Source organism: Desulfovibrio sp., from assembly GCF_034006445.1.
Lineage (GTDB): Bacteria > Desulfobacterota > Desulfovibrionia > Desulfovibrionales > Desulfovibrionaceae > Desulfovibrio.
Genome location: NZ_JAVESS010000002.1, coordinates 62,305 through 74,730 on the forward strand (window position 1 = coordinate 62,305; position 12,426 = coordinate 74,730).

Genomic DNA, 12,426 nt, shown 5'->3' on the forward strand with positions numbered 1-12,426 from the left:
GTACACTCTGCATAGCAGGCTCATTCTCCCTGATATGACGGAAAATTCATCTCATGATGGCACGGTCCAGAGCATCTTACCCTTGAAAAAGTCAGGTGCTCTAAAAACGAAAAAACGGCCCTGAGCGGCAGGCATTCCCGCTCAGAGCCGTAATATCAAGACTGAAGAAAAATTAAAACGTGTAGCGGAATGTCAAAGATACCCGCCAGTTGTCCTCGTACTGTGAATCCTGTACACCGTGCCAGGTGTCAGGATCCAGATACAGTTTGACAAAGGCGCCTTCAAGGTTGACCTGAAGGTTTTCATAGATTTTGTAAGTGCTGGAAAGGCTTGTTTCCCACGCATGGTCGGTAGTGGTAAGATAGGCCATGGGTCCGTCCGCGCGTGTGGGATACGAGGTCATGTTGGCTTTTTTCGGCATTTCCGAGCTGTTGGTGCCGTGAAAATAGGCGAACTTGAGCGTGTGCTTCAGATCATTAATAAAGCTCACGTCCTTGATGCTGCCTACAACGCCCATCATGCCGCTGGGGTTGTGCCCAAGCACCTTCCAGGTATCCAGGTCAAAAAAGCCTCCGCCAAAGCCCAGCGGCGTTACCGGCCACGGCGTGTTGAAAACAGGCAGACGCTCAGAACCGTTATAGGGGTTGTCGTCATCGCCGCCACCATACCAGGCCAGCACTCCGGGCGTGCCCCAGCTGAATTTGTAGTCCGCGCGCATGGCCGCATACCAGCCCTCGCGCACAAGCTGAAAGGTTTTGCCCCGCCCGTTGGGATCAAACTGGGTATAATCCTTGAGTTCACCCATATCTACACGGCCATAGGTGCCTTCAAGGGCAATATCCCACGGTTCCCACTGGGTCAGGTTGACCGTCAGACCACCCCACCAGCCGTTGCCCCAGGTATTGTTGGCATTGCGGTACGTTTTTTCAAACGCCTGGTAATAGTTCATGCCGCTGCCGAGTATGGGCATGAGGCCGCCGCGCGGCGCATAAATGGCGGGTTCGCGCTGTGAAGTGTTGTCGTTTATGCCCCGCAGGCTGTTTTCACCAATAAGGGCGTACATGCCCCAGGGCGAAATCTTTAGCCCCTCAGCCTTGATGGGCAGAACGAGGGCGAAAACATCCAGATTGTCCAGGTAGTTTGCTTCCAAACGTCCGTTCTGGGTATTCTGGGAGTTGTCATTATACGGGCGTCCCCAAAAAAACGTGGCCCCCACGCTCGTCCCGTTGTTTTGATATACAGGGGCGCTGACTGTAACACCCGCTGTAATCTGTCCGTACACGGCACTCCAGTCAGTCACGAAACCGGGCAGCAGAAGGGGCTGTATGCCCATGCGCACCTTGGCTTCGGTTTTGGGCACACGCCAGTCAATGTAGGCGGAACGAAGCCCTACTATATTGTTGCCGTCACTGCCAAGGGCTGCTCCGTCCTTGGCGGTGCCCCAGGACTGCCCGTTTGTACCAACAGTAAGAATCAGACTGCCAGAAAGATCTTCGCTGGCAATAGCGTCAAACTGCGACCGCAGACGCTGCAATGCCTGAAACGTGTCTTTGCCACTCACCCCCAGCGGCATGACATTGGATGTTTGAAAGCTGATGTCAAAGGCCCCCTTGACCTTAAAGTCCACGGCGTTACCCCGGATGGGAAGCAGAATGGATACGCCGCAGAACAGCAAGCAAAACAACTTTTTGCCCAAAGTTCTCATAAATCCTCCTGTGAAAATAGGTGCAACCTCCTGCACCTCCCGCTTCCTGCACAGGACAATGACGTGTTCTTTGATGCAATTTTGTAGTCCCAGCGACATTTTTTTTAAATAAATCTTTTTTTCACATCAAATATATCTAATGATCTTGGCAGAATATATATAACTGTCTGAACTACTATGACATCTAAAAAAACTTCTAAAAACGTAGCGCAGTCTACAACTAAAAAAGCTCATCCAGTTATTAAAAGCACAACCTCCTGCTCCCGTTGAAGTCGGCAGTTTCGACACACAATAAAAAATCACGCTCAACTCCTAGCGCCAAAAGGAAAAATCCATGCCAGGCCAAGAGAGAATCAGCAATAACTACTTCGACGGACTTCAAGTCACAGGGCGCCACAAAGCCGTTTTTTTCATCATTATGGTGGCGTATTTTTGCGAACAGATGGACAACTGGAACTTCGGGTTCATTGCCCCGGCCCTGATGCAACACTGGGGGCTGACCATGCGCGATATAGGCACGGTCACCTTCTGGTATTTTGCAGCCATGACATGCGGCGGTTTTGTGGGCGGGTTCATATCCGATCTTATTGGCCGTCGTAAAACATTTCTTATTGCCATCACCCTGTTTTCTACAGCGTCCATCATCAACGGCATGACGGACGACTTCCATGTCTTTGTGGCCTCACGCGCCCTGACAGGCTTCGGCGTCTTTTGCCTGATGGTTTGTTCACAAGCCTATATTGCAGAAATGGCACCGGCAGAAAGCCGGGGGAAATGGCAAAACCTTGTGGCAGGGGTGGGATTTTGCGCCGTGCCCGTCATCGGCATGCTCTGCAGGGCCATCATCCCTCTGCATGAAGAAGCATGGCGCTACATTTTCTATCTTGGCGGCATGGGGTACATTGCCCTGTTTATTGCCTGGAAGTACCTGGACGAATCCCCCCGCTGGCTGGTGAGCCGTGGCCGCATCAAGGAAGCGGAAGCCGTCATGCTTGACCTGACGCACATGAATATTGATCTTTCAGAGGCTGCCAGCAAAGGCTCCACCCACAAACCGCCACTGCGTGAAGTGCTGCTGGGCATGATCAGCCAGAAATACGTTAAACGCACGCTGGTCATTCTTGTGCTGGTGCTCTGCACCAACCCCGCCACCTTTGTGGTTACCAACTGGACGGCCACGCTGCTCAAAGCGCACGGCTTTACCCTTGAAGAATGCCTGATGGCCACCACGCTCATTTCAATCGGCGTGCCTCTGGGCCTTTTCGCTTCCAGCGCCTTTACCGATATGGGCGGGCGTAAGATACCCCTGGTCATCATGCTGGTTGTCATGTCGGTGCTGGCGCCCATATTCGGCAATGTCAGTTCCTACTGGGTCGTTGTTGGCGTAGGCGCGCTGCTTACGGCCTTTGTCATGGGCCTGGGATTCACCATTTTTTCGTACACGGCAGAATCCTACCCCACGCACCTGCGCAACACGGCTACCGGCTTTCATTCTTCCATAGGCCGTCTTGCGGTAGCTTTTTCACAACCTCTCATTCCTGTAGTGTACGCTGCATACAGCTTTGACGGTGTATTCTATATTTTCAGCGCACTCTGCGTAGTGCCCGCCATTGTGCTTGCCCTGTGGGGCGCGCGCACCGGAGGCAAGTCGCTGGAAGACATCGCCTAACCATTCCGGCTACTAACCTTTTTTCTGCTTGCCGGGCGGGACAGATCGGCCAAAACTTTCTGCCTGCCCGGCTTACGTAATTTCAAGGAGAGCGCCATGAGCATCACCCTTTACACAGCGCCCGAATGTATACGCTGCAAGATTGTCAAAAGTTTTCTTGCCGAACGCGGGCTGGATTATGGCACCGTCGATTTCAAGGCCGATGCGCAGACCTTCAACACATTTTACCGCACCAACCGCAAGGCCATCTATCGCAATCCCGAAGGCGTGGAGTTTCCGCTCTTTGATGACGGCGAGGTCATCAAGCAGGGCTCCGGCGAAATACTGGCCTACCTGCTTTCCGGCCGCGTTCTTGAGTGCTGCGTGACCAGAAGCGATATGCTCCACGGCAAGATCGCGGGCATCTATCCGTCCCAATGCCCCGAGGGACAGGAAGAAAATATGCTCACCCTTGTGGACCGGCTGGCAAAGGGCGGTCTTCAGGTATGGCTGCAGGTGGACGGACGCAAGCCCGAACTGCTGCGCAAACTCCTGGCCATCAAGGACGTGCACGTCATTCTTAATGTTGTGGGCACAAGCGCCACAACGGAAAGCATTTTTGGCGGCGCGCCCTCCAAGGAAGCGCTTGCTGAAACCATAGAACTTGTGCGTGCAACGCCTGATGGGATCATACGCTTTTTCGCGGTTCCCCAGCCGGGCCAGGACGGAACCTGGGCATGGCCTGACAGGGCCGAGGCGCTTGCCGCAGCCAAGATGGTCTCCGAGGCCTGCAATGTGCCCACCCTGCCCTATGTCATCGAGGCCGTTACGCCGGATATGGCCTGGGACATGCACGGACTGGAGGCTTTGCCTGAACAGACGCTGCTCGTTTACCGGTCCGCTTCACGCCAGTTTCTGTTCAAAGCTGACGTCGCAAAATAGGAGGATGATTTCGTGCAGATATATGACGTCATTGTAATTGGAGGCGGCCCTGGTGGAACCACTGCGGCCCGCATCCTGGCTCAGGCTGGCAAAAAAATCGCGCTGATTGAGGACAGCCATTGGGGCGGCACCTGCCTTAACGCTGGCTGCATCCCCACAAAAATGCTGCTTGGCGCCACGGCCCCGCAAGGCCTTTTGCACGCCCAGGAGCGTGTGCGCATTGCCAAGGGCAGCATACAGGTAGACTTCACGGCCCTGCAAAACCGCGTCACGCGCTTTACCAAGGGAACAAGCCAGACTCTGGCAAAAAGTCTGGCCGCTCTTGGCATAGACCTTTTTGAAGGACGTGGCGTTTGCACCGGCCAGAATGAAGGACAGACGCAGGTACAGGTCACCACTGCCCAGGGCCCTGTCTCACTGGCGGGAACAAAGATAATCCTTGCCTGCGGGACAGCATCCGCGTCATTTCCTGGGCTTGTGCCTGATCACCAGAATGTGCTGGACAGCACCGATCTTTTGCGCATCGCCGCCATCCCCGAAAGTCTGATCGTGGTGGGCGCGGGCGCCATCGGCCTTGAAATGGCGGACTTTTTTTCAGCCATGGGCAGTACGGTGACCATAGTTGAAGCCGCACCACACATCGCGCCTACGGAAGACGCTGACATTGCAAAAGAAATGCTCCGCGCTCTGACCAAGAAGGGCCTTGTCTGTCATGAAGGCGCCAAGGCCAAAAACCTGGAATCTGTTGACGGCAAAGCGCGGCTTGAACTTGAAGACGGCACAATTATCACGGCAGCCAAGGCATTGGTGGCCGTGGGCCGCAAGCCCAAGAGCGCGGGCCTTGGTGTGGAGAGCGCTGGCGGCAGCCTTACGCCACGTGGATACGTACAGGTGGACGCCAAGCTGCAAAGCGGCCCCGACCTGTACGCCATAGGGGACATCAACGGCCTTACCCTTCTGGCCCATGCGGCGGAACATCAGGCCGCCTACGTGGCCAGGCATATCCTGGGCGAAACCCAGGGCGATTATGAGCCAGGGCCTGTTCCCTCCTGCGTTTACGGCGGCACGGAAATCATGCGAGTGGGCCAGACCGCAGGCGCGCTGCTCCGTGAAGGCAAAACAGTGGAAGTTTCCCAGGCTCCCCTGACGGCGAACCCCATTGCGCAGGCCAGCGGCGGAACCGCAGGCTTTGTCAAAGTGGTATGGCATGAGGGCCGCATGGTTGGCATCGCCGCTGTGGGGCACGGAGTGTCGCATCTGGTGACGGTGGCCCAGTTGCTCATAAAGGATGCGTATACAGAATCCAGGCTGGACGAAGTCATGTTCGCCCACCCCACTCTGGATGAAATTATCCCAGCGGCCATACGGGCGCCAAAATCTTCCATCACAGGCGCATAAGGAGAAGACAATGCACTTTCCTGACGACAGACTGTACCACGCTGACCATTTGTGGGCGCAAAAGCAGGATGACGGTTCCTGGCTCATCGGCATCACTGACTACGCCCAGGAACAGCTTGGCAGCGTCATATTTGTGGATCTGCCGGAAAAAGGAGCCAGTTTCGAGCAGGGGCAATCCTGCGCTTCCATCGAGTCCGTCAAAGTTACCAGCGATGCCATCATGCCGATTTCGGGCACCGTGACGGAAGCCAACAGCGCGCTTGCCGATACGCCGGAACTGCTGAATGACGATGCCTACGGTCAGGGCTGGCTGGTGCGCGTCACCGCGACCCCTTACGATGAAAACGCATGCATGAGCGGCAGCGACTACGCCGCCATGGTCAAGGCGTAACAAACAGTTTCACAGCGGTAAGCCCCGGCAAAAAACCGGGCTGGGGCTTACCGCCTGTTCCACTCTCATTCTTTCTTATTCAGATTTGCCCAGCGTTGACGCACCACACGCCGCGCCCACCCGGTTCAGACTGTTCAATCCCGTTCACGCGCTTTTTGCATCCACAATATCCAGCCAGTGGCGCACTTCCACCCCTTTTGGAGCGGCGGAGGCAAGCTGCATGACGCAGCCGCTGCATCCGGTAATGACCGCGCGCGCTTCAGGGGCAAAACCCTCGAAGCACCGTCGGGCCATGTCCATTGAAAGGCCGGGGTTGCTCATCTTGAGGATGCCCCCCATGCCGCAGCACAGGCCAGTGCCCTTCTTGAGTCCGGGCAGACCGGGCTTGAGCAGGGGCAGGTCAGGGTCTGCCGCATTCCAGTGGCAGGGCTGGTGATAGGCCACCACCGCCGGGGCATGCCCTGTGGCCCATACGCGCGGACTGGTCAGCAGGGCGGACAGCCCCTGGCATTTTTGCTTCCACTCCCTGCCTTCATCTTCGGGCAAGGTTGCGGCGTATTGCTCAAGGCTGTGCTTGCACGAAGCGCAAAAGCTGGCCACCAGCGGGCGACCCAGCGAGCGCCAGACGTCCACATTCTGGTCGCGTGCGCTTTTTTGCGCTTTGTACTGTCCGGCATGGTGCAGGGTTCCGCCGCAACACGTGAAGCCTGAAGCGTCAAGAACGTCATAGCCCCAGGCCCGCAGCAGCGTCTCCGCCTTTTCCGTCCATCGTGGCCGGACGTTGTTGGCGGTACACCCACTGAACAGAATTACGGGCGTCCCCTGAACGCGCTCTTGTGGTTGCAGCAGCATCCAGAGTTCGCAAGGCGGCAGGTCGACCAGCGCACGGGCGGTTCCCAGCAAGGAATGCAGACTGCCGGGAATGATACCATCAGGAGCAAGCATGGCGATCTTGCCAGCCATGGGCCAGAGAGGGCCGAGCCTTTGTATCCAGAGTTCCCAGAGAGCTTGCGACCAGTGGGGGTTTCGCGCGCGCGCATCCGCCAGAAGGTCGGCGGTGGAAAGCTTGCGCGCGCAGGCACGCTGGCAGCGGCCACAGCCCGCACACAGGCGCGACAGTTCCCGTATGGTGTCCCACGAAAGAGCCTCTTCTGCCCCGCTGCCGTATTCTGCGTCCAGCGGCTCCATGAGCAGCCGCTTGGCCTTGGGCGCGTATTCTTCACGCTTGAAAATTTCATATACCGGGCAAACGTTCAGGCATTCGCCACATTGCGTGCAGCCTCTTTTCATCTTAATAGCCCTTGCCGGGGTTGAGTATCCCCTTGGGATCAAAAATCCGGCGGACGCCGCGCATCAGGGCGTGTTCCTCCTTGCCTATCTGCCTGCCCACATCTTTGAGAAATCCCGCACCGTGCTCGCCGGAAAGGCTGCCGCCGAACTCAAGGACGGCCGCGTCCAGTTCGTGATGGGTTTTTTCCGTGCGACGGGCATCGTCAGGGTCGGAGGCGTCATAGTGCAGATTCGCATGGATATTGCCGTCGCCCGCATGGCCAAAGGCAATGAGCCGCTTTCCGTTGGAAGCCGCGATTTCTTCAAAGCGACGCACGGCCTTGAGGATAGACCCACGGGGCACAGCCATGTCGCCGCCGATGCGATCCGGCCCCAGCACATAGGACGCTGCCGACACCCTGCGGCGGCAGGCCCATAGGGCATCCTCCTCTTCCTTGCCCACACCTTCCATGCGCCACAGCGCGTCGCTCAACTGCCGCGAAAGGCGGGCATTTTCCAGCGGAACAGTATCCTTGCTTCCATCAACCTGAAAAAGCAGCAGGGATTTGACCGTATCTGGCCAGGGCGCGTCGCCGGTTCTGCTTAAAATTTCCAGCACCGTCTCATTCATGAATTCAACGGCGCTGGGCAAAATACCGGCGGCAAACACCTTGCTCATGGAGGCAAGGGCCGCATCCAGCGAGGGATAACCCACAAGCACGGATGCCGATGCCTCGGGCCTGGGAATGAGCTTGAGAACAAGCTTGGTGATTATGCCAAGCGTTCCTTCACTGCCCACGAACAGGCGGCCCAGATCAAGTCCGATGACATCCTTGTGCGAACGCCCGCCGAACTTGAGCAGTTTGCCCCCCGGCAGCACGACTTCAACGCCGATCACGTAGTCCCTGGTGACGCCGTATTTCACGGCGCGCAGACCGCCCGCGCAGGTCGCCACATTGCCGCCCACACTGGTGGCCTTGCCGCTGGCGGGGTCCGGTGGGTAAAACAGCCCCAGCTTTTCGCATTCTGCCTGAAGCCGGGCCGTATTGACGCCAGGCTCAATGACGGCCACAAAATCTTCTGCGGAAATGTCCAGAATCCTGTCCATGCCAAGTGTGGAAAGCACAATTCCAGGCACAGTAGGCACACATCCGCCAGACAGGCTGGTTCCACGACCACGAGGGTGAACCGCAATATTTTCTGCTTCGGCCCAGCGCATGAACTCGCACACCTGCGCAACGCTTACAGGGCGCACCATGGCCAGGACAGTGCCAACCTTCAGGCTGGCGTCAGAAGCGTAAACCCGCAGCACTTCCGGATCAAAAGCGACCCCGTCCCCGAACAGGTCCACAAGAAAGCTCTTGTGCCCGGAAGTGAGCGTAGCGACATATTCCCCAGACATGGCGTCTCCCAATTTCACGTGGCTGTGATGCGCCGGAACAGCGGCGCTTTACTCATGTTTTGCCTTGCCGCACGGCTGTGCAACAAGACCCATACGGGCGGCCAAAGGTTCTGGCGCTAAGGTTCTGCCCAAGGTTCTGGCGCTTCAGCGGGGCCGACAACACGGCCCCGGCAAAAACCTTCATGAAAAACTTTATGTCAGCCTGCTGCAGACCAGCAAGCGCCCTGTGACAGACTCACGGGGCGCTTGCTTTATGGGCCGTCAACCGCAAAGACTATGATCTGATTATGCCGTTAGAGCATTTTACTTTTGATAAAGTTACCAGCTTTTGCACTGCACAGGAATGCAGTGCGCTGCAACGTGCCGTGAATTAGGGAAGCACTGATTCAAGAGCTTCCTGGAAACGCGCAGTTATTTTGTTGGGCAAGACGCGATCTTTTTTTGAAACAGGAGTGGACTCTTCCGTCCTCGACTGTTTCAAAAAAAGTGAAGCAACACCGCCAAACGAAATAAATCAGCGTTTCCTTAGATGCTGATCTTTGCACCAAGCAGCTTGGCAAAGGCCGCAATCCAGGCGGGATGGGCGGGCCAGGCCGGAGCGGTAACAATATGGCCATCCACAACCGCATTGGTGAGGGTTTCATTAAGCTCGCCCCACATGGCTCCAGCATCCACCACATCGGGCTTCACGGCGGGGTATGCCGTGCAGGTACGGTTTTTCAACACCCCGGCAGAAACCAGTATCTGCGGGCCGTGGCACACTGCTGCAATGGGCTTTTTGGCGGCGTCAAACTCGCGCACAATTTCAAGAATGCGCGGATTCAGACGCAGATATTCGGGCGCGCGCCCGCCGGGAATGACCAGCCCCACGTAGTCGGCGGTATTCACCTTGTCAAAGTCATGATTGATGGAAAAATTATGGCCGCGCTTTTCAGAATATGTCTGGTCGCCCTCAAAGTCATGTATGGCGGTTCGCACAACATCACCGGGTTTTTTGCCGGGGCAGACGGCATGCACGTCATACCCCAGCATGAGCAGCATCTGGAAAGGCACCATCACTTCGTAGTCTTCCACATAATCACCGGCCAGTACCAGAATTTTTTTCATAATCATCCTCCTGCGGCTCCGGGCCGTTTAACAGCCAGGGGCCGGTTTGCGCTTGCCGGACAGCATGATGCCGCCCTTGCTTTACGCGTATATGTGTTTATATAAGCAGAGATAGCCTGTGGGCAAGCCCCCATACGCACACCGCCCTATTGGCCCGGTTGGCGCAGGTGCCCCGTTTGACGCGGTTGCTGCAGTTGATCCGGTTGTTCCGGTTGACGCGGCGGCATGGTTGATGCGGGTGCCAGACGGCGCGCTCCGCATCTGCGGCAGAACCGCACCGAAGCTGGCAGACCGCCACAAATCCTGCATAGCAGCGCATTTCAGGAGATTCAGTATGCCCATGTTTGACTTTACCTGCACTGGTTGCGGCACTGTCTTTGAAGAGCTGGTCTTTGGCGATGAAGCCCCGGCCTGCCCCAAGTGCGGTGCAGCTACCCAAAGGCAGATGAGCGTTCCTAGCCCGCTCAAGACGGGCGCTTTTCCCTTCAAGCCCGGCCCGGTGCGCCCCATGAGCAAGACCAAACCTCCATGCGCCGCTGGCGGCTGCCCTTCCGGCGGCTGCGGAACAAACAGCGGAGCGGGCGGCGGCCTTTCCTGACGGGGTCAGGCTGGCTATTTCAGCCGATTACCTCAAAGATTTCAGCCCTTGCGCTTCCCGCGACAAGGGCTTTCTTGCATTCGTAAGGGGCTTGCTCTACACTTGCGCAGATACTCTTACCCGGGAAGGAACCTATGCTACGCAGCATGACCGGCTTTGGCCGCTGCCTTGTTGAAAATACCCACACCATCCAGCAATGGGAAATCAAAAGCGTCAACAGCCGCCATCTTGATCTCAAGTGGCGTCTTCCCCTTGCTGTGCGCAGTCTTGAACCACGCCTTGAAAAGGTCGTCCGGCGCTTTGCCTCGCGCGGTCGGGTGGACATCAGCCTCATACTGCAGTACGCCCCCGGCGATGCCCCTGCCATGCGCTTTGACGCCAGCCAGGCCAACGCCATTCTGGACAGCCTGCAGGCCCTTGCCCAGGCCCGGAACGAAAATTTTACGCCTGACTACAACGCCCTTATGCAGATATCTTCTCTGTGGGGTGACAACGGCGAAGAAATGGATGAAGAGCTGACCACCAGCCTTGAAGAAGGCCTGGCGCTCGCCCTGGAAGACTGGAACGAGGCCCGCGCCACTGAAGGGCGCGCCCTGGCCACAGACATGCATTCGCGTATTCTGCGCATGGAAGAATGGACAGGTCTTATTGCTGAACGCGCCCCGGCCATCAAGGAAGAACGCGCCGCCATCCTGCACGAGCGCCTCGGCGAGGCTCTGGCCCAACACGGCCAGGAACTCGAAGAAAACCGCTTTCTGCAAGAAATTGTGGTTCTTGCCGACCGTCTGGATGTAAGTGAAGAGCTGACACGCCTTACAACCCACCTGGAACGCCTGCACGATCTTTTGCAGTCTGCCGGCGACGCGGGGCGACGCCTGGACTTTACGCTCCAGGAATGCTTCCGCGAAATAAACACCTGCGGCAACAAATTGCCGGACGTGCAGCTTTCGCGCCTTGTGGTGGACTTTAAAAATGAGTTGGAAAAATGCCGCGAGCAGGTTCAAAACCTGGAATAAGCCATGTCTCGTGAACGGTTAATCAATATTGGCTTTGGCAACTACGTTCTGGCTGGCCGGGTTGTGAGCATTGTCAGCCCGGCGTCTTCGCCCATGAAGCGCTTGCGTGAAGACGCACGAACTCAGGGGCGTCTTATTGACGCAACGCAAGGGCGCAAAACACGCTCAATCCTGGTGACGGATTCCAATCACGTCATTCTGTCGTCCATACAGCCTGAAACCATCAGTCAACGTTTTGCGCAAGAGGAAGGGATCTGATGCCCCGAAAAGGCATTGCACTGGTTATAAGCGCGCCCTCAGGGGCCGGAAAGACGACATTGGTCCAACGCCTCATGCAGGAATTTCCCCAATTCGGCTATTCAGTTTCGTGCACCACCCGTCAACCGCGACAGGGTGAAGTGGATGGCAAGGACTATATCTTTCTCAGCCGTGAAGAATTCGAGCAACGCCGCGCACAGGGTTATTTTGCCGAATGGGCCGAGGTGCATGGCAACCTTTACGGCACGCCCCTTGCGCCAGTGAAAAGCAGCCTGCAAAACGGGCAGGACGTGCTTTTTGACATTGACGTGCAGGGCGCGGCCCAGATGAAACTCTCCCTGGCCGAAGCGGTTTTCGTGTTCATCCTCCCCCCCAGCATGGAAGAGCTGGAGCGACGCCTGCGCAGCCGGGGGCTGGATGACGAGGCCACCATCGAACGGCGCCTGACCAATGCACGGCAAGAAATTCGTGAATCCCGCTGGTATGATGCCCTGGTGGTCAACGACGAACTGGACGCGGCATACGACGCCCTGCGCGCCGTCTTTGTGGCCGCTGGCCTTGCTCCGTGCCGCAATCCCGACCTGCCGGACTACCTGCTGACCCACTGAGCCGCATACGTGCGGCGGTTACAGTAATGAACCCGTGCCACTGGCGTGCGCACGGGCCTTTATGCAAAGCGAAATCATTGGAAA

At 57.0% G+C, this 12,426-nt stretch carries 12 protein-coding genes; 8 read left to right on the top strand and 4 right to left on the bottom strand.

Features of this window, described 5'->3' with window-relative positions; genetic code table 11:
• Positions 1–172: 172 nt before the first annotated feature.
• Positions 173–1,705 (bottom strand): outer membrane homotrimeric porin, encoded by a 1,533-nt coding sequence (locus RBR41_RS02970; protein ID WP_320350922.1) that lies wholly within the window; start codon positions 1,703–1,705, stop codon positions 173–175.
• A 334-nt stretch (positions 1,706–2,039) separates the two neighbouring features.
• Here RBR41_RS02970 and RBR41_RS02975 point away from each other — a divergent pair, with 334 nt between their 5' ends.
• The 4 genes from RBR41_RS02975 to gcvH all read left to right on the top strand — a co-directional run bounded on the left by RBR41_RS02975 (position 2,040) and on the right by gcvH (position 6,084).
• A complete protein-coding gene (locus tag RBR41_RS02975) occupies positions 2,040–3,374 on the top strand; it encodes an MFS transporter (protein ID WP_320350923.1) in 1,335 nt (444 codons plus the stop codon).
• Positions 3,375–3,470: 96 nt separating this feature from the next.
• Complete coding sequence (locus RBR41_RS02980; protein ID WP_320350925.1) at positions 3,471–4,295, top strand: hypothetical protein; 825 nt, start codon at positions 3,471–3,473, stop codon at positions 4,293–4,295.
• Between the two features lie 12 nt (positions 4,296–4,307).
• Positions 4,308–5,693, top strand: a complete 1,386-nt coding sequence (locus tag RBR41_RS02985; protein WP_320350926.1) for a dihydrolipoyl dehydrogenase family protein — start codon at positions 4,308–4,310, stop codon at positions 5,691–5,693.
• 10 nt (positions 5,694–5,703) lie between these two features.
• The gene (gene gcvH / locus RBR41_RS02990; protein ID WP_320350928.1) at positions 5,704–6,084 is read left to right on the top strand and encodes a glycine cleavage system protein GcvH; all 381 of its coding nucleotides are present in this window, start codon (positions 5,704–5,706) and stop codon (positions 6,082–6,084) included.
• A gap of 144 nt (positions 6,085–6,228) precedes the next feature.
• Here the strand turns inward: gcvH and RBR41_RS02995 are convergent, their stop codons facing one another.
• From RBR41_RS02995 to RBR41_RS03005, 3 genes are all read right to left on the bottom strand, one after another.
• Positions 6,229–7,374, bottom strand: a complete 1,146-nt coding sequence (locus tag RBR41_RS02995; protein ID WP_320350930.1) for a (Fe-S)-binding protein — start codon at positions 7,372–7,374, stop codon at positions 6,229–6,231.
• Between the two features lies 1 nt (position 7,375).
• Positions 7,376–8,755 (bottom strand): FAD-binding oxidoreductase, encoded by a 1,380-nt coding sequence (locus RBR41_RS03000; RefSeq protein ID WP_320350932.1) that lies wholly within the window; start codon positions 8,753–8,755, stop codon positions 7,376–7,378.
• Positions 8,756–9,280: 525 nt separating this feature from the next.
• The gene (locus RBR41_RS03005) at positions 9,281–9,868 is read right to left on the bottom strand and encodes a DJ-1/PfpI family protein (protein WP_179981414.1); all 588 of its coding nucleotides are present in this window, start codon (positions 9,866–9,868) and stop codon (positions 9,281–9,283) included.
• A gap of 328 nt (positions 9,869–10,196) precedes the next feature.
• Between RBR41_RS03005 and RBR41_RS03010 the strand changes: the two genes are divergently transcribed.
• The 4 genes from RBR41_RS03010 (at position 10,197) to gmk (ending at position 12,342) form a co-directional block, all read left to right on the top strand.
• Complete coding sequence (locus RBR41_RS03010) at positions 10,197–10,460, top strand: zinc ribbon domain-containing protein (RefSeq protein WP_320350933.1); 264 nt, start codon at positions 10,197–10,199, stop codon at positions 10,458–10,460.
• 134 nt (positions 10,461–10,594) lie between these two features.
• A complete protein-coding gene (locus tag RBR41_RS03015) occupies positions 10,595–11,476 on the top strand; it encodes a YicC/YloC family endoribonuclease (RefSeq protein ID WP_320350936.1) in 882 nt (293 codons plus the stop codon).
• Between the two features lie 3 nt (positions 11,477–11,479).
• Positions 11,480–11,734 carry a DUF370 domain-containing protein gene (locus tag RBR41_RS03020; RefSeq protein ID WP_179981411.1) on the top strand — a complete coding sequence of 85 codons (255 nt, stop codon included), beginning with the start codon at positions 11,480–11,482 and terminating at the stop codon, positions 11,732–11,734.
• Positions 11,734–12,342, top strand: coding sequence for a guanylate kinase (gmk, locus tag RBR41_RS03025; RefSeq protein ID WP_320350939.1), 609 nt, complete (start codon positions 11,734–11,736; stop codon positions 12,340–12,342). Before RBR41_RS03020 ends, gmk begins: the two co-directional genes overlap by 1 nt.
• Positions 12,343–12,426 lie beyond the last annotated feature (84 nt).

Bases quoted from the DNA above. Each gene is read 5' to 3' on its own strand.
- RBR41_RS02970 (WP_320350922.1), bottom strand. From the start codon at position 1,705: ATGAGAACTTTGGGCAAAAAGTTGTTTTGCTTGCTGTTCTGCGGCGTA.
- RBR41_RS02975 (WP_320350923.1), top strand. From the start codon at position 2,040: ATGCCAGGCCAAGAGAGAATCAGCAATAACTACTTCGACGGACTTCAA.
- RBR41_RS02980 (WP_320350925.1), top strand. From the start codon at position 3,471: ATGAGCATCACCCTTTACACAGCGCCCGAATGTATACGCTGCAAGATT.
- gcvH (WP_320350928.1), top strand. From the start codon at position 5,704: ATGCACTTTCCTGACGACAGACTGTACCACGCTGACCATTTGTGGGCG.
- RBR41_RS02995 (WP_320350930.1), bottom strand. From the start codon at position 7,374: ATGAAAAGAGGCTGCACGCAATGTGGCGAATGCCTGAACGTTTGCCCG.
- RBR41_RS03000 (WP_320350932.1), bottom strand. From the start codon at position 8,755: ATGTCTGGGGAATATGTCGCTACGCTCACTTCCGGGCACAAGAGCTTT.
- RBR41_RS03005 (WP_179981414.1), bottom strand. From the start codon at position 9,868: ATGATTATGAAAAAAATTCTGGTACTGGCCGGTGATTATGTGGAAGAC.
- RBR41_RS03010 (WP_320350933.1), top strand. From the start codon at position 10,197: ATGCCCATGTTTGACTTTACCTGCACTGGTTGCGGCACTGTCTTTGAA.
- RBR41_RS03015 (WP_320350936.1), top strand. From the start codon at position 10,595: ATGCTACGCAGCATGACCGGCTTTGGCCGCTGCCTTGTTGAAAATACC.
- RBR41_RS03020 (WP_179981411.1), top strand. From the start codon at position 11,480: ATGTCTCGTGAACGGTTAATCAATATTGGCTTTGGCAACTACGTTCTG.
- gmk (WP_320350939.1), top strand. From the start codon at position 11,734: ATGCCCCGAAAAGGCATTGCACTGGTTATAAGCGCGCCCTCAGGGGCC.